Genomic DNA, 23,400 nt, shown 5'->3' with positions numbered 1-23,400 from the left:
GGATGCTTCGGCTCAGGCCGGAACGGTGTAGCGGGCGATCTTCTCGGCATCGATGTCGATGCCCATGCCGGGGCCGGTGGGCACCTCGATGGCGCCGTCCACGAGGGTGAGCGGCTGCAAGATCAGATCGTCCGTGTAGTAGATGCCGCCGATCTGGCCCTGCTGGAACGCCGCGGGGGTGGAGACCGGTACGACGTTCGAGAGGGTGACGGCCGGCGCGGACGCGGCGAGGTGGATGTTGGCGAGGTTGCCCACGCCCGTTTCCACCGAGCCGTTCACATTGCAGACGATGCCCGCCGCGCGGCACACCGCGGCCACCTCCATCGCCTTGTAGAGGCCGCCGGGCTTGGTGGTGTAGATCGAGACGATCTGGGCGGCGCGGCGTTCGATGATCTGGATGGCGTCGTGGGCATTCCAGGCGGATTCGTCTGCCATCACCGGCGCATCGATGGCCCGCGCAACCTCGGCGATCCGCTCGATGCCCATCACCGGCTGCTCGACGTACTTCAGCTCGTATTTCTCCATCTTGCGGATGGTGCGGATGGCGTCTCCCGGCGTGCGGTAGCCTTCGTTGGCGTCTACGCAGATGTCCACCTTGTCGCCCGCGGCGGCCCGCACCGCGCCAACCACCGCGACGTCGCGGTCCGGGTCAACGCCGATCTTCACCTTGATGGTGCGTATGCCCTCGGCGGCGACCTTCTCCGCCTCGGCTGCGGCGTCCTCCAGCGAGATGAGGCCGATGGAATGGGTGACCGGCACGCGCGACCGCGACTTGCCGCCCAGCAGGGTGTGGACCGGGACACCCAGCCAACGGCCGCTCACGTCGTAATAGGCGAACTCCACCGCCGCCTTGGCATAGGGATAGCCTTTCAGCACGCCATCCATGCGGGCATGCAGCTCGGCCGGATTGGCAAGCTCGACGCCGACGAGGGCGGGCGCGAAATAGCGCTGGATCAGCAGGTCGGCGATGGCGACGCTCTCGCCGAAATAGCGGCCGAACTCGCCGCCCCAGTCCTTGAGCGCCGGCGCCTCACCCCAGCCGGTCCGGCCGTCGTCGTCCGTCATCTTCACGAGCAGGTAGCGGCCGATGGGCTCCGTCAGCCCCGTCCATTGATGCTTCCGGCGGGTGGGGAGCTGGACGACAAGGGTCTCGATGCTGGCGATTTTCGGCACGTTCTGGCTCCAATGTGAGCACATAGTGTGATCACATTTTGAAGCTGTCAACGACCCCAGATGAAGTTCAGTGCAGTTTTTTTAGTGCCCATTCGTTGGGCGCGCGGCGTAAATGCCGGCACGGCATTGAACGTCAACGTTGCTCAAAACGCCTTTCCCGCGCGAGAATCCTTGCCTCCTGGCAGATCCCCTCCACGCGACTGGAGCGTCGGCGTCCTCTGCTCAATCGGACCGTTTCCGGCGGGCGCGGCTTGGTGTAATGTCAAGCTCGTTCATTCCGGGTTGCCGATCCCTGACGACTAAACTATTGATCACATATTGAGATCATATAATTGTCGACTGCTTTTCGTTCCGGCCGCTTCCGACAAGCGTCCTGCGGCTCGGCGGCGGTGAGGACCCCATGGCCAACGCGAAGACCAACAAGACGCCAGCCGCGCCGGAGGAGAAGGCCACGCGCGGGCGCGCACATGTCTACGATCTCGTGGCCAGATACATGTACCGCGGCCTCATGGTCGGCGCGTTCCTGCCGGGGCAGGTCATGAGCCTCAGAAAGCTCGCGGCCGCCCTCGGCACCAGTCCCATGCCGGTTCGCGAGGTGCTGAGCCGGCTCGTCGCCGCCAATGCGCTGGAGGAGACGAAGGGCGGCTCGGTTCGAGTGCCCCGGCTGACGCCGGAGAAGATTGCCGACCTGTTCGATGTGCGCGAGCAACTGGAGGGTAATGCCACCGAACGCGCGGCCAAGGCTTGCACGAAAGAGCTGATCTCGGAGCTGACGGCCATCAACAAGAGCCTGCTCCAGGCCATCGAGAAGCGCGACATCATGAACTGCCTGTCGCAGAATCAGAAATTCCACTTCACCCTGTACGGGGCTTCCGGCTCCGACGTCTTGATGCCGCTGATCGAATCCCTATGGCTCCAGTTCGGCCCGACCATGTACATGTCGTTCCTTGTGCCTTCCATGCCGTGGGATGCTACAAGCCACGTCAAGATCATCGAGGCGCTCAAGGCGGAAAATCCCGGCGCGGCCAAGCGCGCCGTGCTGCACGACATCCGCCGCACCGGCCAGGCCCTGCTCAACGTGGGCGGCGGGCAGAGCATCGAATTGCCCTTCACCCGCGGCCTTGAGCTGCTGTTCGACACTTGATCTCTGGGCAGCTCACGCCTCGGCCGTTGCACCGACCTGGTAGAGATCAACCTTGGTGCCGTCGGGATCTGCCACATAGATGGTGGGGCCGTAGGGCCCATTATGCAGATCCGTGAAGAACGGCACCCCGGCGGACCGGAGGCGCTCTCTCATGGCGCGCGCATCGTCCACCTCGAAGGCGATGTGGTCGATCTGCCGGTGTTCCGTCTCCCGTCGGGCGATCAGCGCAATGCCGTGGTGGAACGCGACGAATGGGCGACCATCGGCGAGCGGCTTGGCCGGCCGGCTGGTGAAGCCGAGCAGGCGCGTGTAGAAATCCACGGACTTGTCGATATCGGCGACCATGATGAGCTGATGGCCAAAACCCGTAACCCGCGCCGCAGACGCGGCCTGCTGCATGGCTCCGCTCATTTCTTCTGCTCTTCCATGTCAATGCCCAGGATGCCGCCACGTCCCCAGCTGTCCTTCGGGGTTTCGTGAATCACCACGTGCAGGTGGTCGGGCTTGCAGGCAGCCTCCTCCACCATCGCCTTGGTGATGGCCTTAACGAGGTTGCGCTTCTGCTCCACGGAGCGGCCTTCCCACATCTCGACGACTACGAGTGGCATCGCATTCACCTTAGCTCTTCTTCAGCTCCCGGACCTGTCATTGCGGATTTCTGCGATCCGGCGGCGGCTGCGGCCTACCGTGACCGGTGCCCGCGAGCCCATGCCACGGGCCCAGATCGACTTCAGCCCCAGCGCTGCGGCCGCGTCGCGATCGATGGTGCCGGGCGGGGCCGCCACATCCACCAGCAGAGCATGCGCCGGCAACAGGCGCAGCAGATCCTCGCCGAGGATCTGAAGGGGCACGCTGCCGATCACAATATCCATGCGCGGCAGCAGCTCGGGCAGCGCCTCAAGTGGCGCGGATTCTGCTCCTGCGGCATAGGCCGCCGCCCGCTGGACGGGATTACGCGCCGCCACGTGCACATGGGCACCGAGGGCGATCAGCGTGCGAGTGAGGGAGCCGATGGTCCCCTGCCCCACGAGGCAAATATTTGATTTGTGGATGGTGATGCGGGTGTTCTCGATGATCACCCTGAGCACCCCTTCCACGATGGCAGGGCCCGCAACAGCATCAGATCCACATCCCACTCATATTCGTGGAGCGTGATGCCGAGCACCTCACAATGGGCCTTCAGGTTCGCGTCGGCCAAGCCGAGGATGATGTGTGCGCCCGGCTTCATTCCCGCCAGCATCTCCCGCGTGGGGATGATCTTCTGCGGGCAGCTCGGGGCGAAGAGCGCGCCTTCCTTGGTGATGCCGGGAATAGGGAAAAGGGCGATGTCCGCCCCGCTGAGCGCGTCGGCCGCATCCTGGGCCAGCCGCACGCCTTCGATGCCGCCCTCAGGCCAGGGAAAGCCGAAGGCGCGCACTTCGGCCCTTGTGCCCGCAGCGCGCAATCTCTTGTTCGCGTGGATCGCGCGCCACCACAGCGATCGTCAGGCCTTGCCAGCTCATGCCGCCCTCACCTTTTCCAGAAGCGCAGCCAAGGAGAGGCCGGCGATACCCATGGCCTGCGCCGTGCGCCCCCCCGCGCGATAGTCCACATCGACCGCGGTCTCGGCGAGACGCATCAGCGCGCCCGCCACCGGAACGTCGACCCCGGCGATCTGCGCAATCTCAAGGAAGGGCAACAGGCCGTGGCCGAAGTCCTCCTTGTAATAGCGATGGTCAAACGATCCCGGCGCGCGAATGCGCTGGTTCGCCGAGCCGGCGGAGATTGCACCGCGATAGTCATTGGGATCATCCAAGGCATCGATCGTGCCGATCTTCTGCATCTCGCCCATAAGGTTGGGCAGGTCGTGGCCGAACGCACGGGCGACCGCGAGCCGTTCGCAGTCGAGAGCGCGGACGGTACGGGCCACCCCCTCGGTCATGCCCTCCACATAGAAGGTGAAGTTGCCGCCGGTCGCCTCCACCCAGGCCGCCGCCAGCACGGCACCGGGCGCGTGGAGCACCATGTTCACGTTGCAAAGCCCTGAGGCGAGGACGTCGGGAACCGGCGTCGCACCGGGAAACAGCCCGATGGCCAGATCGAGAACATCCCGGGGCGCTCCGAGCGACGCCGCCCGCACCACGCCCGCGCGCCCGCTGACGGTGACCGAATCCGGGCTGTATTTGCGCGCAACGTAGGTGAGCGTGGAGAACTCGACCAGCGGCGGCGGCCGCCGACCCGCCTGAACGAACGCCTGGACGAATTCCAGCGCGCCGCCGGTGTGGCCGGGATTGAGGATGACCGGCATGTCGACGCGCATGTCCGCATCGATCATGGCGCGGGCAACACCCGCGTGCAGGAAGGTGGGGAGCACCACGACCGCCGCGTCTGCGCCCGCGAGCGCCTCCCCTAGGTTCGTGGTCATGCGCTGCGGCATGGCGAGCCCTTCGCCGAGAACACCGTCATAGACGATGCCGCCGCGCTCCAGATGCGGAGCGATGGTCGCCCGCGAGCGAGACCAGACGCGTACCCGGTGTCCGGCCGCGAGCAACTCGACCGCCGCCGCACACGCTCCTGCCCCGCACCCCACCACGGTCACATCCATGCCGACTCCCTCAGCCTTCGCGCCCAATCGCGACTGAGCCCTACGGATAGCGCTGCCGTCGCTTTACCTAAAAACTTGATCACATTCAATGATCACAAATAGCTCTGTCAAGCAAAACCGGCTGCGTCGCCAGACTGCAGCGGAAAGCAGCGCGCAGCTACCGATATCGGCATCCCATTGTGGGCATTTGCCTCTGTTTTAATCACTCCACAGGACAGCCTGCCGTAGCGGCAGATGCGCTTGACGCACTTAATTTTGTGATCACATTATGAGATCAATAACGGACAAAAGTCCTTCCGCCCTTATTGCCTTCAACGGGAACATTGCGCCCCGGAGATCCGGCCGGCGCCGCGGAGACCATCCATTACAATCGAAGCCTGGACTCGCCCCTCGGCCCGGATCGGGCGCATGGCCCGCATCGGCCTTGCCGCAGCCCTCGCGCTCGCCGCCACTGCAGCCGCGGCGGCCGAGGACGTGAACGTAAGGTTCAGCTACAAGCTCAAGGGGAATACGGCTTCTTCTTCATGGGCCAGGAAAAGGGCGTCTATCCGACGCGAGCACGAAGGACAGCGGCTCTTCGATCGTCGCCATCACCACCACCGTCAGCGTGGGTGGGACCGGCGGAGACGGCGGCAAGGGAGGAGAGGTCAAGATCGACAGCTCCGGACGCGTGAGCACCAAGGGTGACCAGGCTATCGGAATCGCCGCCTACAGCATCGGCGGCGGTGGCGGCGCCGGCGGCAGCTCCTACGCGAGCGGAACTGCTTCCGGCGCGAAAGGGAACGTCAGCGTGAACGTTGCCGTGGGTGGCAAGGGCGGCAGCGGGAATGCGGGCGGAACGGTCAAGGTCAAGAACGCCGGCACCATCGAGACGGAGGGGTATGCCGCGCTCGGGATCCATGCCCTCAGCGTGGGCGGAGGCGGCGGCAACGGCGGTGCGGGCACGGTGGCCGCGTCGTCCTCCGGCATCGGTATCGGCAAGGAGAAACCGAAGGACGGAACCCCGGGCGGCAACAAGGTCCAGGTCAACGCCGTTGTGGACGTGGGCGTCGGCGGCGATGGCGCCGGCGGCTCCAACGGAGAATTGGTCGAGGTGATCAACACCAAGACCGTCACGACGCGCGGGGTCGAAGCCCGCGGCGTCCTTGCCCAGTCGATCGGTGGCGGCGGCGGTGTCGGCGGGGCGGGAACGACGCAGGGTGCCAATACGGTGCAGGTCAACGTCAGCGTCGGCGCGAAAGGCGGCGGCGCTGGTGATGGCGGCGACGTGACCGTGAAGAACCAGTCGACGGCGGCGGCCATCACCACCTACGGCGACGGCGCCCACGGCATCCAGGCCCAGTCCATCGGCGGCGGCGGCGGCTCCGGTGGATCGAGCGCGGCCGGCGCAGGTGAAACCACGATCACCAAGCTCGGTGCATCGCTGGCGAAGAACGGCTTCAAGGCCCTCGCGATGAAGGTGCTGCCGAAGTTTTCCGCCAAGATCGGTGTCAAGGCCGAAGTCGCCGTCAATGTCACTGGCAACGTCACCACCGGTGGCAGCGGCGGCAGTGGGGGCAACGGCAAGACGGTCACGGTGCTGAACGAGGGCGGAATCGACACCTAGGGTCAGGTGGCCGCCGGGATCTATGCACAATCCATCGGTGGTGGCGGAGGCGACGCTGGCGCCGCCTCGATGAGCGGCGCTTCCGTCACGAACTCGATCAAGATGGCAAATGGCGCGAGCGGCGGGGCTGGCGGCAATGGCGGCACCGTCACCGTGACGAACGCAGCCTCAGGCCGGATCGACCCGGGAGGCGATTCCTCTTTCGGAATCCTTGCCCAATCCGTTGGCGGCGGCGGTGGTAAATCCACGCTCGGGATGGACTATTCGTCGGCCTTGCTGTCCTCACCCGCCCTCACCTCCGGTGGTAGAGATGGGGCGCGCGGCACCGGCGGCGAGGTCACGGTGGCCAATGCCGGTACCATCACCACCGGTGGCGCCGAAGCGCATGGCGTGATCGCGCAATCCATCGGCGGTGGCGGCGGCGTTCTGGTGCTCGACATCGCCGACCCCTACACCGAGCTGGAGCTGAAATCGCTCACCGCGAAGGAGAAGGCGACCCTCAGGCAGTACGGTGTCGACGTCGACGCACTCATCAAGGAAGCGGAAGCCGCCAAGAAGGCGGAGACGGCCACCGTACAGAAGCTCTCGCTCCAGCTTGGCGCGACGGGGGGCTCTGCCGGAGATGCCCGCACGGTCACGGTCAAGCACTCCGGGAAGATTTCGACGACTGGTGCGGGCGCCTTCGACAGCATAGCTCAGTCCATCGGCGGCGGCGGCGGCCTGATCTCCGATGGCGGCGGCTCCAGCGTCGGCGCGATGGCCGTCACCGGCCGGCTCGGCGGTTCGGCGAACAGCTCCGGCAATGGCGGACTTGTGGCACTTGAGCTCGGCACCGGCAGCATCACCACCACCGGCAAGGGTGCGGTGGGCATCTTCGCCCAGTCCATCGGCGGCGGCGGCTATACGGGCGCGCTGGACACGACGACGGCCAGCTACGACAAGCTGCTCGCCCGGAAGGATCCGTCCAGGGGCCTCAGCGGCGGCGTGCTGATCAAGATGGCCGATCCCGCAAGCACCGTAACCATAGCGACCACCGGGAAGAACGCGCATGGCGTGTTCGCGCAGGCGATCGGTGGCGGTGGCGGGGCGATCGCCACGGAAGACGGCATCGTGCTGCCGACCGCCATCGGGACCACCGATGGACGGAGGCTTGAGAAACAGGGCGGCGGCCTGATCGAGATCGCGCTGAAGGGCAGCGTGACCGCCACGGGCGACGGCGCCATGGGGATCTATGCCCAGAGCGGCGCCCAGGGCGGTTCCGGTCGTGTCGTGCAGGGTACCGGCAAGAGCATCCGCGTTCTCATGGATGGAACATTGACGGGAGGCAGCGGCGCGGGTGCGGCCCTCTTCATCGACGGAGCCGCTGAAAACCACATCGAATTCCGGCCGGGCTCCACCGTCAGTGCGCTCTCGGGCATCACGGTGGAATCCACCTGGGGGCAGGACTCGCTGCGCAATTTCGGGACGCTCACCGGCGACGTGAACCTCGCGCTTGGCGGCACAGGCGAGGTGAACAGCTTCATCAACGAGGCGGGCGGCACCTATGTCGGCTCCGCCCGCGGCATCGTCAGCGCGGGCCAGGCCGGGAGCATGCAGAACGACGGCGCCTCAACATCGGTGACACCAACACATTCGCCACGGCCACCGTCACAACATCATCGTGGCTGATGAAGGTCATATCGCGTCCAGGATACGCTTCGATTGCGCGCCGTCCGGCGAATTTCTCGGGTTGCCATTAAACGGAAGGCGCATCGTGCTTTATGAGCACGCCTTTTATACTTTGGTCGGAGGCAAAATCGCCGAGGTGTTTTCTGTGATCGACAAGACGGGAATCGAAGCTCAGCTCACGTTCTAGAGATGGCAGCTCCCTTCCCGGCCGCCGCCGATCAATAGCAACTCGTCGCCACCAGCACCGGTGCCAGCGTGAAGACCGTCGCTACAAGACCGATCCAGACGCCGATGCGGGGGATCGCGGCCTGCTCGCGCAGACTCCGGTGCACCTGCCCGAGCAAGGCAATGCACGTCACTATCCCGGCCAGCCAGATCGCCAGCACCAGAGCCGTCTGAACACTCAACGGCCCCAGGTCGACAGCCGACCAGCCCAGTTGGCAGCCGAGCCCGTTCAGCCCATATGCCGCCGTGAAGGTGGCGGCCCAGACCGTCGGGCCCGCGATCAGCCAGGCCAGCCACCGGACGCCGTCGTCGTTGTTGGTCATGCCTGCACCGCCTGTGCCCAGATGCCGGCCATGCCCAATCCGCTCACCACAACGGTGAAGCCCTGCCAGACGCTCCAGGTCCGCAGAGCGCCGGTTCGGCCCGGCCCCAGTTCGCCCCTGCGGGCTTCGTCCACCACATAGGCGCTGAACAGCGTCGCGACCGCGATGTGCAGTCCCGCATAGGCAACGATCGCTGCGCGCACCGCATCGGCGGCATGGCGGGTCGGGTCGGGAAGGTGTCCGACGACAAGCAGCGAAAAAACCAGCAGCGCGACCAGATTGGCGGCCGCGGCCGCGCGCAGGATGGCTGTGACTCGCCCGCCGCGATCGAGCCGTGCCAGCCCCCATCCGGCGCAGGCCGTGCCAGCCGCCAGGAGGGCGAGGACCATCGCCGCGCCCGCCCCCAAGACGGCCACATCGGGCGCCCAACGCGGCATGGCGGGACCAGGAGAGACAAGCGAGAGAAAGGCCAGCCCGAACAGGAGCGAGGCGAAGAAGGTCGCGTTCGCGAACAGCAAGCAGTGCATGCCGCTCAGCGTCAGCGTCGTTCCAAGGCGGGGACGGACCGGCAGGCTTAATCCCGGCGCGACGTCGATGTCCGCCCCACTCGCTGCCTCAGGCATCCGCCGGGCCCATAGCCAGATGAGGCCCGCGACCGGGACGAGCGCCAGAGCGGCGACCGTATAAAGGCTCGCCAGAACCAGAAGCACGAAGCCGCAGATGACGAGTGCAAGGGCCAGCGGCAACGCCGTGTTTGACGGCAGCAGCGCGACGTGCTCGGGGCGTGCTGCCCCGACTGAAGTCACGAGGATCTCGCGCTGGCCGCGCGGCGCGCCGGGCAGGTAGCCCTCGCCCCGCGCCAGCGGAAGCATGGCCTCCCGGGCGCTCACCGCCTGCAGTGCGGGGCAGGGAATGGAGGCGAAATTGTAGTTCGGCGGGGGCAGCGCCATCGCCCAGTCCAGCGTCGGCGCATCCCATGGGTCGCGCGGGCTGCGCTTGCCCAGCAGCGCCTGCAGCACGAGATCCATGAGGAAAACGGCGAAACCGATGGTCATGACGAAGCCGAAGAAGGAGGAGGTGAGGTTCAGCCAGACCCATTCGGGATTGTCGGGATAGGTGGGGATGCGACGCGGCATGCCCATCAGCCCGGTCAGGTGCATGATGAAGAAGGTCCCGTGGAAGCCGACAAGGACGATCCAGAACGCTGCCTCTCCCAGCCCGCGGATGCGCCGCCGGCCGGTCATCAGCGGCATCCACCAGGTCACGCCCGCCATCATCGGGAACACGAAGCCGCCGATCAGGACGTAGTGCAGATGCGCCGTCACGAAGGCGGTGTCATGCGCCTGCCAGTTGAAGGGCACGACCGCCAGCATCACGCCGGTGAGACCGCCCATCACGAAGGTGAGAAAGAAGCCGAGCACGTAGAACATCGGCAGCTTCAGCTCGGGCCGGCCGCGCCACAGGGTGCCGATCCAGGCGAAGATCTGCACGGCGGTGGGCACTGCGACCAACATCGAGGCGGCGGAGAAGAAGGCCAGCGCCAGATGCGGGATGCCCACCGTAAACATGTGGTGGACCCACAGCCCGAAGCTCAGGAAGACCATGCCGAGGATCGCGGCGACGATGGCGCCGTAGCCGACGATCCGCGTGCGGCAAAGCGCCGGAATGACGGTGGAGAGCACGCCCGCGGCCGGCAGGAAGATGATGTAGACCTCCGGATGGCCGAACAGCCAGAAGAGGTGCTGCCACAGCAGCGGATCGCCGCCCCGCTCCGGATCGAAGAAGGGCCAGCCGAATGCGCGTTCCAGCTCCAGCAGCACTGAACCGAGGATGAGCGGGGGAAAGCCGGCCAGCATCATCGCCGCGGTTCCCAAAATGTACCAGGCGAACAGCGGCATCTGCGTCAGCTTCATGCCGGGCGCCCTGAGGCGCAGGATCGAGACCATTAGCTCGATCGCCGCCGAGAGGGCGGAAATCTCGACGAAAGTGACGCCCAGCAGCCAGATGTCGGCATTGACCCCCGGCGAATAGGTGCGCCCCGACAAAGGCGTGTACATGAACCAGCCTTCTCCGGGTGCTACCCCGGCCAGCAGGGCCACGACGAGGATCGTTCCGCCGAGCAGATAGCACCAGTAGCCGAGCGCGGAGAGGCGGGGGAAAGCCAGATCGCGGGTGCCGAGCATCTTCGGCAGCAGATACATCGCCAACCCTTCCAGGAGCGGGATGGCGAACAGGAACATCATGATGCTGCCGTGCATCGTGAAGAACTGGTTGTAGATGGCCTTGTCGAGGAAGGCGCTGTGCTGGGTCGACAGTTGCGCCCGGATCAGCATGGCGAGGATGCCACCGATGCCGAAAAACACGAACGCCGTCGCTATGAAGCGCAGCCCGAGCGTGGTGTGGCTCACTGCGGTGATCTGGCCCCATAGCCCCGGATCGTTGCGCCAGACCCTGTCTAGCTCACGATGCAGGAGCAGGGCCTCGCGGGGCGCGTTGCCGGGGGGAGCCGTGCCGGTAGCGCCGGAGACGGGGGTCGTCATGGGCGGCCCTCCTGCGCGCGGGGCGGCCAGTCGGCGGGATCGTGCGCAATGACGCGGAAGCGCATCTCCGCATGATCCTGCCCGCAAAACTCGGCGCAGACGCCGTCGTAGGTACCTGGGCGATGCGCCTCGATGCGGAGGCGGTTCTGCCGCCCCGGGATCGCATCCATCTTTCCGCCGAGCTGTGGCACCCAGAAGGAGTGGATCACATCCTCGGAGGTGATGAGGACGTCCACCGGTTGGCCGGCCGGAATGTGCAGGACGGCGTCCGTGTTCACGGGACCGCCCGCTCCGGGATGGGTGAACGTCCACGACCATTGCCGAGCATGGGCGCGCACTTCGAGCGCGGTGCCGTGCGGCAGAATCCGCTCGCCCACCCAGAGCGCCGCTCCGAGCAGCACGGTCAGGATGGTCAGGGAAAACATGACGCCGAGCCCCACGGTCCAGCGCTTGTCGGGTATTTCGCGCGGGCGGCCGAAGCCGATCGCGACCATGGCGAGGACAAGCAGCGTGAGCGCCGCGGCGCCCGCGAGCATCACCCTCAGCAGCCAGACGATCTCCTGCGCGACGGGACCGGAAGGGGAGAACGTGGACAACGGGCCTTGCCATGCTGCCAGCAAAAGGGGAACCGCCAGCAGGGCTCCATACTTCACCGCAGAAGGCGGAGCCGCGGATCTCCTATGGATACAAGACCCGAACTGACCGACCCGCTGGCCGAACGCCGAGCTTTGCAGGATACCGAAACCAGGATCGCTCTGGCAGGCCACCCGCTTCACGCGATGCTCGTCTCCTTTCCGATCGCCCTGTCCTTCAGCACGCTCGGTGCCGACCTCCTCTATATGTGGACCGGAAACGACTTCTGGGCGGAGGCGGCCGGCTACGCGATCTTCGGCGCCTTCGCTCTCGGCGTCCTCGCGGGCATCACCGGCACGGCCGAACTGCTGTTGGTACGCGGCATCCGGAACCGCTCCGCAAGCTGGACGCATTTCATCCTCGCCGTGATGCTGCTCTCGATCCTCGGCGCAAACTGGATCATCCGCATCGGCGATCCGGAAGGCGCGGTGCTGCCGGTCGGGCTCGCTCTGTCGCTCCTCTCGGCTGGCATGACCGCCCTGACGGGCTGGCATGGCGGCAAGCTGGTCTTCGATTATCAAATCGGCACAAGGGTCGAGGGGATCGAACGGCCCTGAGGCACGCGCAGGTCGCGCGGCAGGGCTTCGATCAGGGGCTGCAGATCGGGCTTGGCGAGGACGAGGTAAAGCACCGCCGCCATGCAGGTGAGACTCGCCGGCAGAGAGGCGAGCGCCAGCGGCATCGAATAGGATCCGCGCTCTTCTGCAGAGCGCGTCGCCAAATGTCCAAGCCAGGCGTGGATGAGAACCATGGCCGCCACGACGGCGAGCTTGGCCATCAGCCAGGGCGCCGTCAGCCCGCGGGCGAAGATCAACACCGTCCCGGCGGCGATGGCGACGATGGCGGCCGGGGTGACGATGCGCGTATAGGCTGCGTGGACCAGCAGCCGGAATTCGGAAAACCCCGCCTGCGTGCGGACTTCTTCGCGCCGGCCATAGATCTGGAGGATGACCGGGAGCACCACCAGGCCGGCGCACCACAGGCTTAGCGCGACGATATGGATACCCTTCATCAGGGCGATCATGGTAGGGCCAGCTCCCGCCAACTGTGCCGCAAGAGCAGCGCGCCGAGCAGCGCGAGCGGAAGCATTCCTGGAACCCACATGACAAGGCCCGCAAGCTGCTGATCGGCGAGGGCATCGAGGCCGTAGGTGGTTACGAACGGCGCGTGTTGCGGGTAGAGGATGCGCGGGGAGAAGGTAAGCAGGGCGGCGATCAGGCCCATCTGGCCCGTCAATGCCAGGACAGAGCCGGTCGCAGCAACGCGTTCGCGCGGGCGCTCCGCGTGGAGAACATGGGACCAAAACGCCCAGGCCGACCCGACCAGTCCTGCCTGCATCAGCCAATAGATGGCCGGGTCGTTCCAGGCCAGAGTATAGGCGGCTGGCAGGTGCCACAGCCAAAGGCACACCGAAAGGCCGATGAACCCGGCCACGTGCGTCCCCGACCGCCGGATGGGGAAGGCCAGGGCCAGCGCTGGCGCCGCGGCGAGAATGAGAAGCAGATGATGCAGACCCCGCGCAGCGAACAGCACGACCGTTAGCGCGCATAGGGGCGAAACGAACGCAACCAACAGCATTGCGGAGGCGAAGACCACCGCCCCCCGGCGCGACGCTGGGATGAAAGCTGCGGCCACCAGCGGAAGGGCCGCTAGGCTGAGCGGCAATGGCGCAAAATTCCAGGCCGTCGAGACGACTTCTGGGGCTGGACCGCAATAGGGGACAATCTCGTCCAAGGCGGTTTCCTGACCAAACGACAATGCTGGGACCGGGCCCGACGCCGGCGAAGCGAACCGCTACTGCTCGTTACCTAGCTTCCCCGAACGCACAGCGGTTTCGCGCCAACCGCGATGAAGGTTGAGCGTGACCGCCTCCCATCGAAACGATCCGCCGCCCCGTCCGGTTCCGCAGAAAAGCGTTTAGGCCGGGGCCTTCTGCCGCGCAGCAAAGCCGCCGGGCGCTTCGGCCTTTAGGTACTCAGCGAACGCGTACCATTAGGCCAGCGCAACGAGAGCGCCCCCGACCATATTGCCAAGGGTCGTGGGAGCGATATTGCCGAACATGGCGGCGATCGAAAGCGGCCCCCCGCCGGCTCCGTCGCAAGCTGCACCATGTAGCCGTAAGGCAGCAGGTCATGTTGGCGACGGAGGGTTCGAGCCCGACAGCAACGAAGGCCGCAATCGGAAGCACGAGCCCGGCGATCTTCTGCGTCACCGTCCGGCCCGCGTAGCCCAGCCATACGCCAGTCCCTGCGGCGGCAAGATCAATCGGGATGGATGCGCACCGGGACCGACTTGGCCGCCGGGGTCTTGCTCTGCTCGTCGTGATGGGACAGCGGAATCAGGGCGTTGCACTCGGGGTAATAGGAGGCACAGGTCCCGGGAGGAATTTCGTAGTCGATCACCTGAAAGCCGCCCATCGAGCGGTGCCTGCCGTCATCGACGGCGGTCTCGATGCGCGCCATGCCGCCTTCGGTAAGGCCGAGACGAACGCGGTCGTCACGGTTCATCATGATGATCATGCGCGACCCGCTGAGGCCCCGCAGGCGGTCGACGTAGCCGTAGATCGTGGTGTTGAACTGGTCGTTGGAGCGCAGGGTGATCAGCCGCAGAATGTCTGCGTCCTCCCCGCGGTCGAAGCTGGAGGACAAGGCACCCGGCAGCTTGAAGTTTGCCTTGCCGTTGGGCGTGGTCCATTCGCGATCGCGGGCTGGAACCGGGCGTGGAAAGCCGCCGGGCGTGTCGAGGCGGGCGTTGAAGTCGCGGAAGTCGTCCGGAAACGTCTTCTCAATGGCGTCGCGCACGAGAGCGTAATCGCCAACCCAACTGTCCCAGGGCACGCGTGGATTTGGCGGCAGCGTCGCCTTGGCGATCTCCGCGATGATCCGTGGCTCCGACAGAAGGGTGTCAGCCGCCGGCTCGAACTTGCCGTGGGAGCCGTGGATACAGGTGGTGGAGTCCTCGATCGTCACGATCTGCGGGCCGCTCTCCTGCTGATCGATCTCCGATCGCACGAGCGTGGGCAGCAGGTAGGTCGTCTTGGCCGTGACGAGGTGGGTCCGGTTCAGCTTGGTGGCCACTTGGACGGACAGGTCCACCCCGCGCCACTTCTCCTCCATCAGCGTGCGGTCGGGGATCGCCCGCACGAAATTGCCGCCGAGCCCGACGAAGGCGCGAACCCGGCCTTCCACGATGGCTTCGCAGGCCTCGACGGTGTTCATCCCGTCTTTGCGCGGCGGATCGAAGCCGAACTGCTCGGCCAGCCGATCGAGCGGCACCAGTTCAGCCTTCTCGGCGATGCCCACGGTCCGCTGCCCCTGCACGTTGGAATGCCCCCGAACCGGACAGATGCCGGCGCCCGGCTTGCCGATCTGCCCGCGCATGAGGAGGAGGTTAACGAGGGTCTGGATGTTGTCCACGCCGAGGCGATGCTGGGTCAGTCCCATGCCATAGATGGCGATCACTGATTCCGCGCGGGCAAAGGTGAGCGCCGCCGCCTCGAGCGCAGCGTGCTGCAGGCCGGATTCGATGAGGATCTCGTCCCAGGAGGTTGTCCGGACGAGGGTTTCGAAGGCCTCGAAGCCGTCGGTGTGGTCTGCGAGGAAGCCGACGTCCAACACGCGCGCGGCGCCGGCTTCCCGGGCCTCGTCGTCCATCTTCAGAAGCGCCTTGGCGATGCCGATCATGGCGGCGATGTCGCCGCCGGCGCGTACCTGGTAATATTGTGTGGCGATAGTGGTCCGGCTGTTCTTCAGCATCTGGACGGGACGCTGGGGATTGACGAATTCTTCCCACCCCTTTTCGCGCAAGGGGTTGAACACCACGATGGGGACGTCGCGCTCTCGCGCCTCTTGGAGGCTGTGGAGCAGCCGCGGCGCGTTTGTGCCCACGTTCTGTCCGAAAGAAAAGATGCAGTCTGTCTTTTCGAAGTCCTTGAGCAGCACCGTACCAACGGGAGTCCCGATGCTCTGCGGCAGGGCCACGGATGTGGTTTCGTGGCACATGTTAGAGCTGTCGGGCAGATTGTTGTTACCGTACAGGCGCGCAAGCAGCTGATACATGTAGGAGGCTTCGAGGCACGCACGCCCGGAGGCATAGAAGACCACGTCCTCCGGTGGGTAGGACTTGAGCTTCTCTCCGATTTCCCGGAATGCCTCGTCCCAGTCCACGGCGACATAGCTGTCGGTGACTGCGTCGTATCTCATGGGGTGGGTGAGGCGTCCGGCATTCTCCAGATCGTAGTCGGACCATCCGAGCAACTCGGTCACCGTACGCCGGGAGAAAAATTCCGGCGTGGTGCGGTTGGATGTCAGGTCCCAAAACGTCGCCTTAGCACCGTTTTCGCAGAATTCCGCCGTATGGGGACTAGCAGGCTTGGCCCATGCGCAACCGGTGCACATGTATCCGCCCGTCTTGTTGTGGTCCTTGAGCAGGGCTGAAACGGTGTGAAGCGCGCGCTGCTCGGTCGAATGTTTCAGGAGCGACTTTGCGGAACCCCATCCCCCGACGGGTTGATCGTAGGATTCGTGGTGGGCCCGTTCCGTCATGCCATTCTCCCTGCGCTTCACAGGGGCCAATGACGTGATGGCCACAATGTTCCCTTAGGTAAGATCCACGGCGACACTTCCATGTGAGTCCCTCCCCCCGTTCCGGAGAAAGGCAGCCCCGGCTCAGGTCGCCGGCAAGCGGATCTAACGGCCCAGCACCGGCTGAGCGTCGGAGAGGATGCGGCGGACCCTCCTGGTCCACCTGCCGCTCGCAGGCGAAGGCTGCGTCGGCCTCAAGGCCGGCGTTCTCATGCACGCCGTGGAAGGTGAGCCTCAGGCTGAGCGCCTCCACCAGCGCGGTACGCACGGATTTGCGCCTGTGTGATGGAGTTGCAGCGCCAGCACCAGCAGCTTCCGGTGGGGTAGCGCGGGCTGGCGCGATCGACGCTCAGGGCCTTGCACGCCCGACGCAGGCTCACCCCGTGCTCGGCACAGGCAAGGGCCACGGCTTTACGCCTCGCATCGGGCGTCTCCATTTTTGCGGCGACATCCTTCAGGATGGCGTTGTCCAGCATCTGCTCGGCGAGCAGCTTCTTCAGGCGGGCGTTCTCATCCTCAAGCGCCTTCAGCCGGCGGGCATCGGACACGTCCATGCCCCCGTACCTCGCCTTGAACTTGTAGAAGGTGGCCGAGGAGATGCCGTGCTTGCGGCAGACGTCGGCGGTCTTTGCTCCCGCCTCCTGCCCCTTCAGCATCCCAATGATCTGTTTCTGTATTCGGTCCGGTGTCGTCAACCCCGATGATGGCACGTCGCGGGTTCTTTGCTTCTGTCCGTGGTCGAGGATCGCCACATGATGGTGTTCGATGGAATGACCGGTTCAAGCTCTTCGGCGTGCTCGGCCGCGTCAGCGGCTGCGACGACAGATCATGCGAACTCAATCATCCCGCGCCCCGCGACGGGCGTTCAGGGAACCACAGCCGGGTCGATCACGCCGCGGCCGCAGTCCATCGGAATTCCGTGCCGTTCCGCCACATGCTGTGAAGAACGACCGCCATCTTGCGAGCCAGAGCGACCTTCGCCCGCTTACTTCCCTGACGCTGAGCAATGCGCACCGCCCAGGCCTTCATCGGTGACCAGCGTGTGCTCGGTCGCAGGATGACGTTGGCGGCCTCGAACAGCGCAGTTCGCGTCTCCCCGTCGCCCACTTTGGTGATCCGTCCGGTCCGATCGATCTCGCCCGATTGATACCGCCGAGGTGTGAGCCCGAGATAAGCCCCGACGGACCGGGAGCGGGCGAAACGCTCGGGCGCATCGATCGTTGCTCTGAACGTCAGAGCGGAAACCGGCCCGATTCCGGGCATGGTCGTCAACAGGCGGCAGACCGGATCATTCCGGACAGCCTGGACGACCAGGCGATGAAGGCGCTGGTACTCCTGCATCAGTGCGTCCCGGGCTGCCAATAGGGGAGCCATCACCTCAGCCAGGATGGCGTTGTTGCCAACCAGATCTCGGACACGAGAGGCAAATCCGGCCCGCGACACGATGCCGACCTTCAAGCCGAAGGGACGGAGCAATCCGCGAAGTGTCTGCTCCGACGCGGCAATGGAGCGGATCAGGTGCTTGCGCGCCGCCACCAACGTTCGCGCGTGCTGGCTGCCGATGCTCTTCACGTGCACGACCTTGTACCAACCAGCCCTGACCACCTGGGCAATGCCGCGCGCGTCGTTCCGATCGGTCTTGACGGGCATTGCCGACAACGCCGCCTTCACCTGCCGCGCCTCCAGGCTGATGGCGGGAAAACCAAGCTCCGCCAAACCCGCAGTCAGCCATTCCGACATCGGCCCAGCCTCAAGCCCAATCTTCGCAATCCGATCCCGCCAAGGCTGGAGACACTGCGAGATGGCGGACGCCTCCGACGCCACGCTCGCCTCCTTCAGGATTTGACCTTCCCGGTCGATGACACAGACGGCTACGGAGTTCAAAGAGACATCAAGGCCGACGTACACCATGGGGACCTCCCGGCGCTGGGTTCAGGCCCCGATCGTCCTCTTCGCCGCCGAACGCCGCAAACGGCTCAAGAGATCAGGACCGAATACCCCATCTCCTCAGTGAACCGTGAGGCACGAATCGTCCGTCTCCGTGTCGACGGACTCGATCCAAATCTGGAGGAGGATTAGGGTCGCAGGTCAGTTCTCTGAACCGCCCCGGATTTTGCCAGAGGCTATTTGGTTTAAGTTATGCGGCCATGCGCTCTTCGTCGAGCATGGAATAGTATCGTTCCTCGGCTTCCGCTGGCGCGATATTACCGATTGGCTCCAGCAGGGGCCGATTGTTGGACCAGTCGACCCGTTCCGAGGGTCGAGTATTCTACGGGTTCGAGGGATCGCCATAGCCCACGCCGATGGATGACCTCGGCCTTGTTGAGACCATTAATGGTCTCGGCCAAAGCGTTGTCATAACTGTTGCCGACGCTGCCGACCAAGGGCTCTATCCCGGCTTCGGCGAGGCGCTCGGTGTACGTGATGGACACGTACTGCGATCCGCGATCACTATGGTGGACCAGGCCCCCACGATGAACCGGCCGGCGATCTTGAAGCGCCGGGTCGAGCGCATCCAGCACAAAGCTGACATGCGCCGTCCGACTGACGCCCACCCTACGATATAGCGCGCGAAACCGTCGATCACGAAAGCGACGTAGACGAACCCCGCCCATGTCGCGACATAGGTGAAATCCGACACCCAGAGCCTGTTCGGCGATGGCGCATGGAACTGGCGGTTGACGGGATCGAGCGCGCACATGGCTGCCTTGTCGCCGATCGTCGTGCAAACCGGCCAGCCCCGGATCACGCCTGCTAGGCCCATCTCACGCATGAGCCGCTCGACGGTACAGCGGGCTACGGAAAAACCTCCCGTATCATCTGCCGCCACACCTTGCGCACGCCGTAGACCGCGAAGTTCTCGGCGAACAGGGCCGCGTTGCCGCCGCCGATGACGAGAACGTCGGGCATGGATGAGGGTGTCGTCACGCCATGGGCTCCGCTGCAACGTTTCGTCCCGCAAGCCAGCCGAATGTCAAAGCGGGACCGAGCGTGATCCCCGGCCCCGGATAGGCACCTTCCATGATGGAGGCCATATCGTTGCCGCAGGCATACAGGCCAGGGATCGGTTTGCCGTCGACCGCCAGCACGCGCGCCTCTTCATCGGTGACGATGCCTGCCGACATGCCGAGATCGGCAGGCATCACGGCGACGGCGTAGAACGGCGCAGTCGTCAGCGGCGCGACGCAGGGATTGGGCTGCTGATCGGCGTCGCCGAGCGATCGCTGATAGATATTGCAGCCGCGCCCGAACGCCGGATCTTCGCCGCAATCGGCGTGCGCGTTGAACGTGGCTATGGTGCGTTCCAGTTCGTCGGGTGGGACACCGATCAGCTGGGCGAGCGCGCCGATCGTATCAGCGCACTTGAGATAGCCCGACGTGACGTCTGCTCGCACCGAGGCGGCAAACGGCTTGATCTTGCCGAGCCCGTACTTCCAGAGGAAGCGGCTGTCGCAGATCAGCCAGGCCGGGATTGCGCTGCTGGCATGCGCCAGCTGGGCACGGACGAATTCGTGATAGGACACGGCCTCGTTGACAAAACGCCGTCCATGGCCATCGACGGCGATCAGACCCGGCTTGGCGCGGTCTGTCACCGTGTGCGGATAGACACCGCGGCTGCCGTCCGCCCGCGTAAAGGTCGAAGCCGGTACCCAGAAGGCGCCATCGCGTGTCGGCGCTGAGAGCTGGGCTCCGATCGCCGTCGCCAACCGCGCCCCGCGCGGTGCGGTGCCGGGACACACCGTCGCCGTCAGCGCGCCTGCGCTATCCGGGACGAAGGCGCGGCGCAGTTCCCCATCGTGCGAGATGCCGCCGGTGGCGAGCACGATACCGCGGCGCGCGCCCACGCGCCCCGCGCGCGCCGCCGCATCCCGCGTTTCCAGCACCGCGATGCGACCGTTCCCACCCGCTTGCAGCGCTTCTACCGTCATGCCGGTGCGAAGGGTGACGCCGAGATCGATGACGGATTTCAGCAACCGCGCTACGAGGGCATTGCCGAGGTAAAGCGTGGTGCCGCGGCGGGCACCAAGACGCTGCACGCCGTATCTGAACAGCAGTTTTGCCACGTGCAACGCTGCTCGCGGTGACTTCGTCATACGGCGCAGGTGCGGAATGTCCTGACGGCTAATCATCATGCCGCCGAACAGGGTGAATTCCGGCAGCGGATCGCGCACCAGCGCGAAGGCCTTGCCGAGGACGCGCGCATCGAACGGGACGGGTTCGAGCACGCGCCCGCCTGACGTCGCACCGGGCAGGTCGGGATAATAGTCGGGATAGGTGACGACCGGCTGCAGGCGCAGGCTGGTGCGCGCTTCCAGATCGCGGATCGCCGCGTCGCCGCTCGCCAGGAAGGCCTCCAGCCGCGTCCGGTCGGTGCCGGGCACAGTTGCCGCGAGATAGGTGCGCGCCGCCTCAAGACTGTCTGGACACTGCCCGGAAGCCTTGTGGTTGGCCGGAATCCATACCATTCCGCCGGAGATTGCCGTCGTGCCACCGACGACATCGGCCTGCTCAAGCAGCAGGACCGAGCAGCCCCGCGCCGCCGCGGTGCTTGCGGCGGTGAGGCCGCCGGCACCCGCGCCCACCACGACGACGTCGAAGACCTCGTCCGGTGCATCAGGACCCGATGATGTCATACCATTCCGCCATTCGGCTGCACGATCTGGCCCTGCACCCAGGATGCCTGCTCGGAGGCGAGGAAGCGCACGACCTCCGCAATCTCTTCCGGACGGCCGATACGGTTGAATGGACTGAAGCCGGCCATGCGTTGCTTGGCTTCGTCGGTCTTGCCCGCGTTGAAGAGGTCGGTGTCCACCGGCCCCGGAGCCACGGCGTTGACGCGCACGCCACGGCCTGACAGTTCCTTCGCCATCGCGCGCACCAGGCTTTCCACGGCGGCCTTGGTCGCCGCATATGGGCCGGTGCCGGGAACGGCGTGGCGTACCAGCGACGTCGTGACGGCCACGATCGCGCCGCCGTCCTTCACCCGGCGCGCGGATTCGGCGAGCACGTTGAACGCGCCGACGACATTGACGTCGAGCAGCTGGCGGAAGTGGTCCGGACTGAAGCTCACCATCGGCGCGCCGGGCACGTTGACGCCGGCATTGGCGATGACAGCCTGCGGCGCGGCGCCGAAATCGGCTTCGACCTCATCGAACACCTTGGCCACCGACGCCGCATCGCGGATGTCGGCCTGATAGCTCTTGCCGGAGGCCGGGGCGGAGGCTTGGGTCGAATAGGTCGAGGCGACCTGCCAGCCGGCGTCGGAAAAAGCCTTGACGCAGGCGGCACCGATGCCGCGCGAACCGCCGAAAATGAGCACTACGGGAGATGACATCGTCATAAGATGGTCCTCTAGATAAGGGGATGGGGAGGACACCGGCGGTTCGAGCGCGACAGATCAAACCCCATCCGTCGTGCGCCGCCCGCCTCCCCCCTCTTTGATCCGCCGGATCGCGCGCGATGGCATTGCGCACAGGCGCAGGCGGCAGAGCGATCCTGACGGGCTGTCCCGTCAGGAGGACGGTGGACCGGCCATTCGTTCCCGCGTCGCCACGATGGTTGCCTCGATGCCGCTTTGAAGATCGTAGCGTGGCGCATAGCCAAGCTCGGTCCTCGCCCGGCTGATATCGAGGGCGCCTTTCAGCGCGCTCAAGATCCGGCCGCCGTGGTGATACGGGCCATTGTCGCCGACCGTGATCCTTGCCCCTGGAACGGCCCGGTTGACCGCCTCTGCGGTGTCACGCAGCGTGGGAGAGACGCCGGTCGCGATATTGTAGGCGTCATAGGTGTGCTTGGGCTTGTCGAGCGCCAGCAACGCGCCGGCGACCGTGTCGTCGATATAGACCTGATCGACCGCGAAGGTCCCGCCATCGGCCTGGTGGAAGGGTTCCCCGCGCAGGGCCGCCTCGACGAACGTCCGCGGCATCCGCAAGCGCGGCAGATGCGGGCCGTAGACCCAGCAGGTCCGCACATTGATGCATTCGAGGCCGTGCTCGCGGGAATAGACCCGGCCGTAATGTTCGGCGGCAAGTTTGGTGAGGCCGTAGACGCTGAGGGGCGTCTGCGGATGATCCTCGTCGATCACGGGCGCGCGGAAATCGCCGTAGGTCTCCTCGGTGCTGATATGGATGACCCGCTTCACGCCGCCGAGGCGCATGGCCTCGAACAGGTTGATGGAGCCCTCCACGTTGACGCGCTGGGCTTTGATCGGAATGTCCGCCGCCTGGACCACGCCGACGATCGCGGCGGCGTGGATCACCGCATCGGGTCGATAGGTCTCGAACAAGCGCATCACCTGATGCCACTCGCCCAGATCGGCGATCGCAGTCGCCAGCTGCGGCTGGTGCGCCGCGAGCGCGGCGATCGCGGGCGACACCGCGATATCGGTCGCAACGACCGCATCGCCCCGCTTCAGCAGCGCCTCCACGATGGCGCTGCCGAGCCAGCCGCTGGCGCCGGTGACGAGAATTTTCTTTGCCATGGTGCCCCCCCGTCACCGCGGCTGCGGCTCGTCGTCCGTCGGCGGCGAGGTGATCACGAGGAATGTCAGTGTATCGGTTCCGGTGCAGTGGAACTCATGCACGACACCGGGCGGAATGTAGGTCACGTCATTGGCGCGCACGAGGCGGCGCTCGCCGTCGACGGTCAGAATGCCTTCGCCGCTCAGCACGTGATAGATCTGCTCCTGGACCTTGTGCGAATGACTTTCCACATGGGCACCGGGCTCGTAGCACGAGATGCGATGGTCGAAGAACCGGCTGCCGACGGTCTCGGGCGTCACGATCGCCTTCGAGAGCGCCTGATTGAAGTGCCCCGGATATTGGATCCAGAGCAGTTCGGCGAGATTCCGGGTGACCGCATATTTCTTTTCGCCGGCATCGGCGAAGGCGTTCGGTTCGGGAGAGACGAAGGTCATTGATA

The 23,400-nt window shown here is 65.6% G+C and carries 23 protein-coding genes and 2 pseudogenes; 5 read left to right on the top strand and 20 right to left on the bottom strand.

Annotated elements, in window-relative coordinates; genetic code table 11:
• Window positions 1-12 precede the first annotated feature (12 nt).
• Window positions 13-1,173: a mandelate racemase/muconate lactonizing enzyme family protein gene (locus J2126_RS18990; RefSeq protein ID WP_209488396.1), complete on the bottom strand. Its 1,161-nt coding sequence runs from the start codon at window positions 1,171-1,173 to the stop codon at window positions 13-15.
• A 400-nt stretch (window positions 1,174-1,573) separates the two neighbouring features.
• On the opposite strand from J2126_RS18990, the gene J2126_RS18985 reads away from it, so the two are divergent.
• Window positions 1,574-2,317, top strand: a complete 744-nt coding sequence (locus tag J2126_RS18985; protein ID WP_209488395.1) for a GntR family transcriptional regulator — start codon at window positions 1,574-1,576, stop codon at window positions 2,315-2,317.
• A 12-nt stretch (window positions 2,318-2,329) separates the two neighbouring features.
• On the opposite strand, the gene J2126_RS18980 is transcribed toward J2126_RS18985, so the two are convergent.
• The 5 genes from J2126_RS18980 to J2126_RS18965 form a co-directional block, all read right to left on the bottom strand.
• Window positions 2,330-2,728 carry a VOC family protein gene (locus J2126_RS18980; protein ID WP_209488394.1) on the bottom strand — a complete coding sequence of 133 codons (399 nt, stop codon included), beginning with the start codon at window positions 2,726-2,728 and terminating at the stop codon, window positions 2,330-2,332.
• Window positions 2,725-2,925 carry a 2-hydroxymuconate tautomerase gene (locus J2126_RS18975; protein ID WP_209488392.1) on the bottom strand — a complete coding sequence of 67 codons (201 nt, stop codon included), beginning with the start codon at window positions 2,923-2,925 and terminating at the stop codon, window positions 2,725-2,727. The genes J2126_RS18980 and J2126_RS18975 overlap by 4 nt, the downstream gene beginning before the upstream one ends.
• 21 nt (window positions 2,926-2,946) lie before the next feature.
• Window positions 2,947-3,396 carry an NAD(P)-dependent oxidoreductase gene (locus tag J2126_RS25470; RefSeq protein ID WP_348634344.1) on the bottom strand — a complete coding sequence of 150 codons (450 nt, stop codon included), beginning with the start codon at window positions 3,394-3,396 and terminating at the stop codon, window positions 2,947-2,949.
• Window positions 3,393-3,734 (bottom strand): dipicolinate synthase subunit DpsA, encoded by a 342-nt coding sequence (locus J2126_RS25465; protein WP_348634343.1) that lies wholly within the window; start codon window positions 3,732-3,734, stop codon window positions 3,393-3,395. The genes J2126_RS25470 and J2126_RS25465 overlap by 4 nt, the downstream gene beginning before the upstream one ends.
• An 81-nt stretch (window positions 3,735-3,815) precedes the next feature.
• Entirely contained in the window at window positions 3,816-4,901 is a 1,086-nt protein-coding gene (locus tag J2126_RS18965; protein WP_209488391.1) for an NAD/NADP octopine/nopaline dehydrogenase family protein, read from the bottom strand.
• 670 nt (window positions 4,902-5,571) lie between these two features.
• Here J2126_RS18965 and J2126_RS18960 point away from each other — a divergent pair.
• Genes J2126_RS18960 through J2126_RS18950 form a run of 3 tightly spaced genes read left to right on the top strand, consistent with a single transcriptional unit; the run spans window position 5,572 to window position 8,362 of the window.
• Window positions 5,572-6,507 carry a hypothetical protein gene (locus J2126_RS18960; protein ID WP_209488389.1) on the top strand — a complete coding sequence of 312 codons (936 nt, stop codon included), beginning with the start codon at window positions 5,572-5,574 and terminating at the stop codon, window positions 6,505-6,507.
• A gap of 6 nt (window positions 6,508-6,513) precedes the next feature.
• A complete protein-coding gene (locus tag J2126_RS18955) occupies window positions 6,514-8,175 on the top strand; it encodes a hypothetical protein (protein WP_209488388.1) in 1,662 nt (553 codons plus the stop codon).
• Window positions 8,168-8,362: an ester cyclase gene (locus J2126_RS18950; protein WP_348634342.1), complete on the top strand. Its 195-nt coding sequence runs from the start codon at window positions 8,168-8,170 to the stop codon at window positions 8,360-8,362. The genes J2126_RS18955 and J2126_RS18950 overlap by 8 nt, the downstream gene beginning before the upstream one ends.
• A 31-nt stretch (window positions 8,363-8,393) precedes the next feature.
• Here the strand turns inward: J2126_RS18950 and J2126_RS18945 are convergent, their stop codons facing one another.
• Genes J2126_RS18945 through coxB form a run of 3 tightly spaced genes read right to left on the bottom strand, consistent with a single transcriptional unit; the run spans window position 8,394 to window position 12,039 of the window.
• The gene (locus J2126_RS18945) at window positions 8,394-8,723 is read right to left on the bottom strand and encodes a hypothetical protein (protein WP_209488387.1); all 330 of its coding nucleotides are present in this window, start codon (window positions 8,721-8,723) and stop codon (window positions 8,394-8,396) included.
• Window positions 8,720-11,263: a cytochrome c oxidase subunit I gene (gene ctaD / locus J2126_RS18940; RefSeq protein WP_209488385.1), complete on the bottom strand. Its 2,544-nt coding sequence runs from the start codon at window positions 11,261-11,263 to the stop codon at window positions 8,720-8,722. Before ctaD ends, J2126_RS18945 begins: the two co-directional genes overlap by 4 nt.
• Entirely contained in the window at window positions 11,260-12,039 is a 780-nt protein-coding gene (gene coxB / locus J2126_RS18935; RefSeq protein WP_348634341.1) for a cytochrome c oxidase subunit II, read from the bottom strand. Before coxB ends, ctaD begins: the two co-directional genes overlap by 4 nt.
• Here coxB and J2126_RS18930 point away from each other — a divergent pair.
• Window positions 11,944-12,453 carry a DUF2231 domain-containing protein gene (locus J2126_RS18930; protein ID WP_209488382.1) on the top strand — a complete coding sequence of 170 codons (510 nt, stop codon included), beginning with the start codon at window positions 11,944-11,946 and terminating at the stop codon, window positions 12,451-12,453. The genes coxB and J2126_RS18930 overlap by 96 nt on opposite strands.
• On the opposite strand, the gene J2126_RS18925 is transcribed toward J2126_RS18930, so the two are convergent.
• The 11 genes and pseudogenes from J2126_RS18925 to J2126_RS18880 form a co-directional block, all read right to left on the bottom strand.
• Window positions 12,414-12,920 (bottom strand): CopD family protein, encoded by a 507-nt coding sequence (locus J2126_RS18925; RefSeq protein WP_209488381.1) that lies wholly within the window; start codon window positions 12,918-12,920, stop codon window positions 12,414-12,416. The two genes, J2126_RS18930 and J2126_RS18925, sit on opposite strands and share 40 nt — an antisense overlap.
• The gene (locus J2126_RS18920) at window positions 12,917-13,630 is read right to left on the bottom strand and encodes a cytochrome c oxidase assembly protein (protein ID WP_245327466.1); all 714 of its coding nucleotides are present in this window, start codon (window positions 13,628-13,630) and stop codon (window positions 12,917-12,919) included. The genes J2126_RS18925 and J2126_RS18920 overlap by 4 nt, the downstream gene beginning before the upstream one ends.
• Window positions 13,631-13,871: 241 nt before the next feature.
• Window positions 13,872-14,129 (bottom strand): hypothetical protein, encoded by a 258-nt coding sequence (locus J2126_RS25845; protein ID WP_348634408.1) that lies wholly within the window; start codon window positions 14,127-14,129, stop codon window positions 13,872-13,874.
• A gap of 28 nt (window positions 14,130-14,157) precedes the next feature.
• Entirely contained in the window at window positions 14,158-16,440 is a 2,283-nt protein-coding gene (locus J2126_RS18915) for an FdhF/YdeP family oxidoreductase (RefSeq protein ID WP_209488380.1), read from the bottom strand.
• A 362-nt stretch (window positions 16,441-16,802) separates the two neighbouring features.
• Window positions 16,803-17,135, bottom strand: a pseudogene (locus J2126_RS18910) (transposase); the annotation flags it as partial.
• 232 nt (window positions 17,136-17,367) lie between these two features.
• Window positions 17,368-18,390, bottom strand: coding sequence for an IS110 family transposase (locus J2126_RS18905; RefSeq protein WP_209483277.1), 1,023 nt, complete (start codon window positions 18,388-18,390; stop codon window positions 17,368-17,370).
• 226 nt (window positions 18,391-18,616) lie between these two features.
• Window positions 18,617-19,341 (bottom strand): annotated as a pseudogene (locus J2126_RS18900) (IS3 family transposase); the annotation flags it as partial.
• 62 nt (window positions 19,342-19,403) lie between these two features.
• The gene (locus tag J2126_RS18895; protein WP_209488379.1) at window positions 19,404-21,113 is read right to left on the bottom strand and encodes an FAD-dependent oxidoreductase; all 1,710 of its coding nucleotides are present in this window, start codon (window positions 21,111-21,113) and stop codon (window positions 19,404-19,406) included.
• The gene (locus J2126_RS18890; protein WP_348634340.1) at window positions 21,110-21,799 is read right to left on the bottom strand and encodes an SDR family oxidoreductase; all 690 of its coding nucleotides are present in this window, start codon (window positions 21,797-21,799) and stop codon (window positions 21,110-21,112) included. Before J2126_RS18890 ends, J2126_RS18895 begins: the two co-directional genes overlap by 4 nt.
• Before the next feature lie 192 nt (window positions 21,800-21,991).
• Complete coding sequence (locus J2126_RS18885) at window positions 21,992-22,960, bottom strand: NAD-dependent epimerase/dehydratase family protein (RefSeq protein ID WP_209488378.1); 969 nt, start codon at window positions 22,958-22,960, stop codon at window positions 21,992-21,994.
• Window positions 22,961-22,972: 12 nt separating this feature from the next.
• Window positions 22,973-23,395 carry a cupin domain-containing protein gene (locus J2126_RS18880; protein WP_209488377.1) on the bottom strand — a complete coding sequence of 141 codons (423 nt, stop codon included), beginning with the start codon at window positions 23,393-23,395 and terminating at the stop codon, window positions 22,973-22,975.
• Window positions 23,396-23,400 lie beyond the last annotated feature (5 nt).

Source organism: Xanthobacter flavus (assembly GCF_017875275.1).
In the GTDB taxonomy this organism is placed as follows: domain Bacteria; phylum Pseudomonadota; class Alphaproteobacteria; order Rhizobiales; family Xanthobacteraceae; genus Xanthobacter; species Xanthobacter flavus_A.
This window is presented reverse-complemented; position numbering and strand designations above follow the sequence as displayed.

What these genes read in the sequence shown, in the direction of transcription:
- J2126_RS18985 (WP_209488395.1), top strand. Translation starts at nt 1,574, where the DNA reads ATGGCCAACGCGAAGACCAACAAGACGCCAGCCGCGCCGGAGGAGAAG.
- J2126_RS18980 (WP_209488394.1), bottom strand. Translation starts at nt 2,728, where the DNA reads ATGAGCGGAGCCATGCAGCAGGCCGCGTCTGCGGCGCGGGTTACGGGT.
- J2126_RS18975 (WP_209488392.1), bottom strand. Translation starts at nt 2,925, where the DNA reads ATGCCACTCGTAGTCGTCGAGATGTGGGAAGGCCGCTCCGTGGAGCAG.
- J2126_RS18965 (WP_209488391.1), bottom strand. Translation starts at nt 4,901, where the DNA reads ATGGATGTGACCGTGGTGGGGTGCGGGGCAGGAGCGTGTGCGGCGGCG.
- J2126_RS18945 (WP_209488387.1), bottom strand. Translation starts at nt 8,723, where the DNA reads ATGACCAACAACGACGACGGCGTCCGGTGGCTGGCCTGGCTGATCGCG.
- ctaD (WP_209488385.1), bottom strand. Translation starts at nt 11,263, where the DNA reads ATGACGACCCCCGTCTCCGGCGCTACCGGCACGGCTCCCCCCGGCAAC.
- J2126_RS18930 (WP_209488382.1), top strand. Translation starts at nt 11,944, where the DNA reads ATGGATACAAGACCCGAACTGACCGACCCGCTGGCCGAACGCCGAGCT.
- J2126_RS18925 (WP_209488381.1), bottom strand. Translation starts at nt 12,920, where the DNA reads ATGATCGCCCTGATGAAGGGTATCCATATCGTCGCGCTAAGCCTGTGG.
- J2126_RS18915 (WP_209488380.1), bottom strand. Translation starts at nt 16,440, where the DNA reads ATGACGGAACGGGCCCACCACGAATCCTACGATCAACCCGTCGGGGGA.
- J2126_RS18905 (WP_209483277.1), bottom strand. Translation starts at nt 18,390, where the DNA reads ATGGTGTACGTCGGCCTTGATGTCTCTTTGAACTCCGTAGCCGTCTGT.
- J2126_RS18895 (WP_209488379.1), bottom strand. Translation starts at nt 21,113, where the DNA reads ATGACATCATCGGGTCCTGATGCACCGGACGAGGTCTTCGACGTCGTC.
- J2126_RS18885 (WP_209488378.1), bottom strand. Translation starts at nt 22,960, where the DNA reads ATGGCAAAGAAAATTCTCGTCACCGGCGCCAGCGGCTGGCTCGGCAGC.
- J2126_RS18880 (WP_209488377.1), bottom strand. Translation starts at nt 23,395, where the DNA reads ATGACCTTCGTCTCTCCCGAACCGAACGCCTTCGCCGATGCCGGCGAA.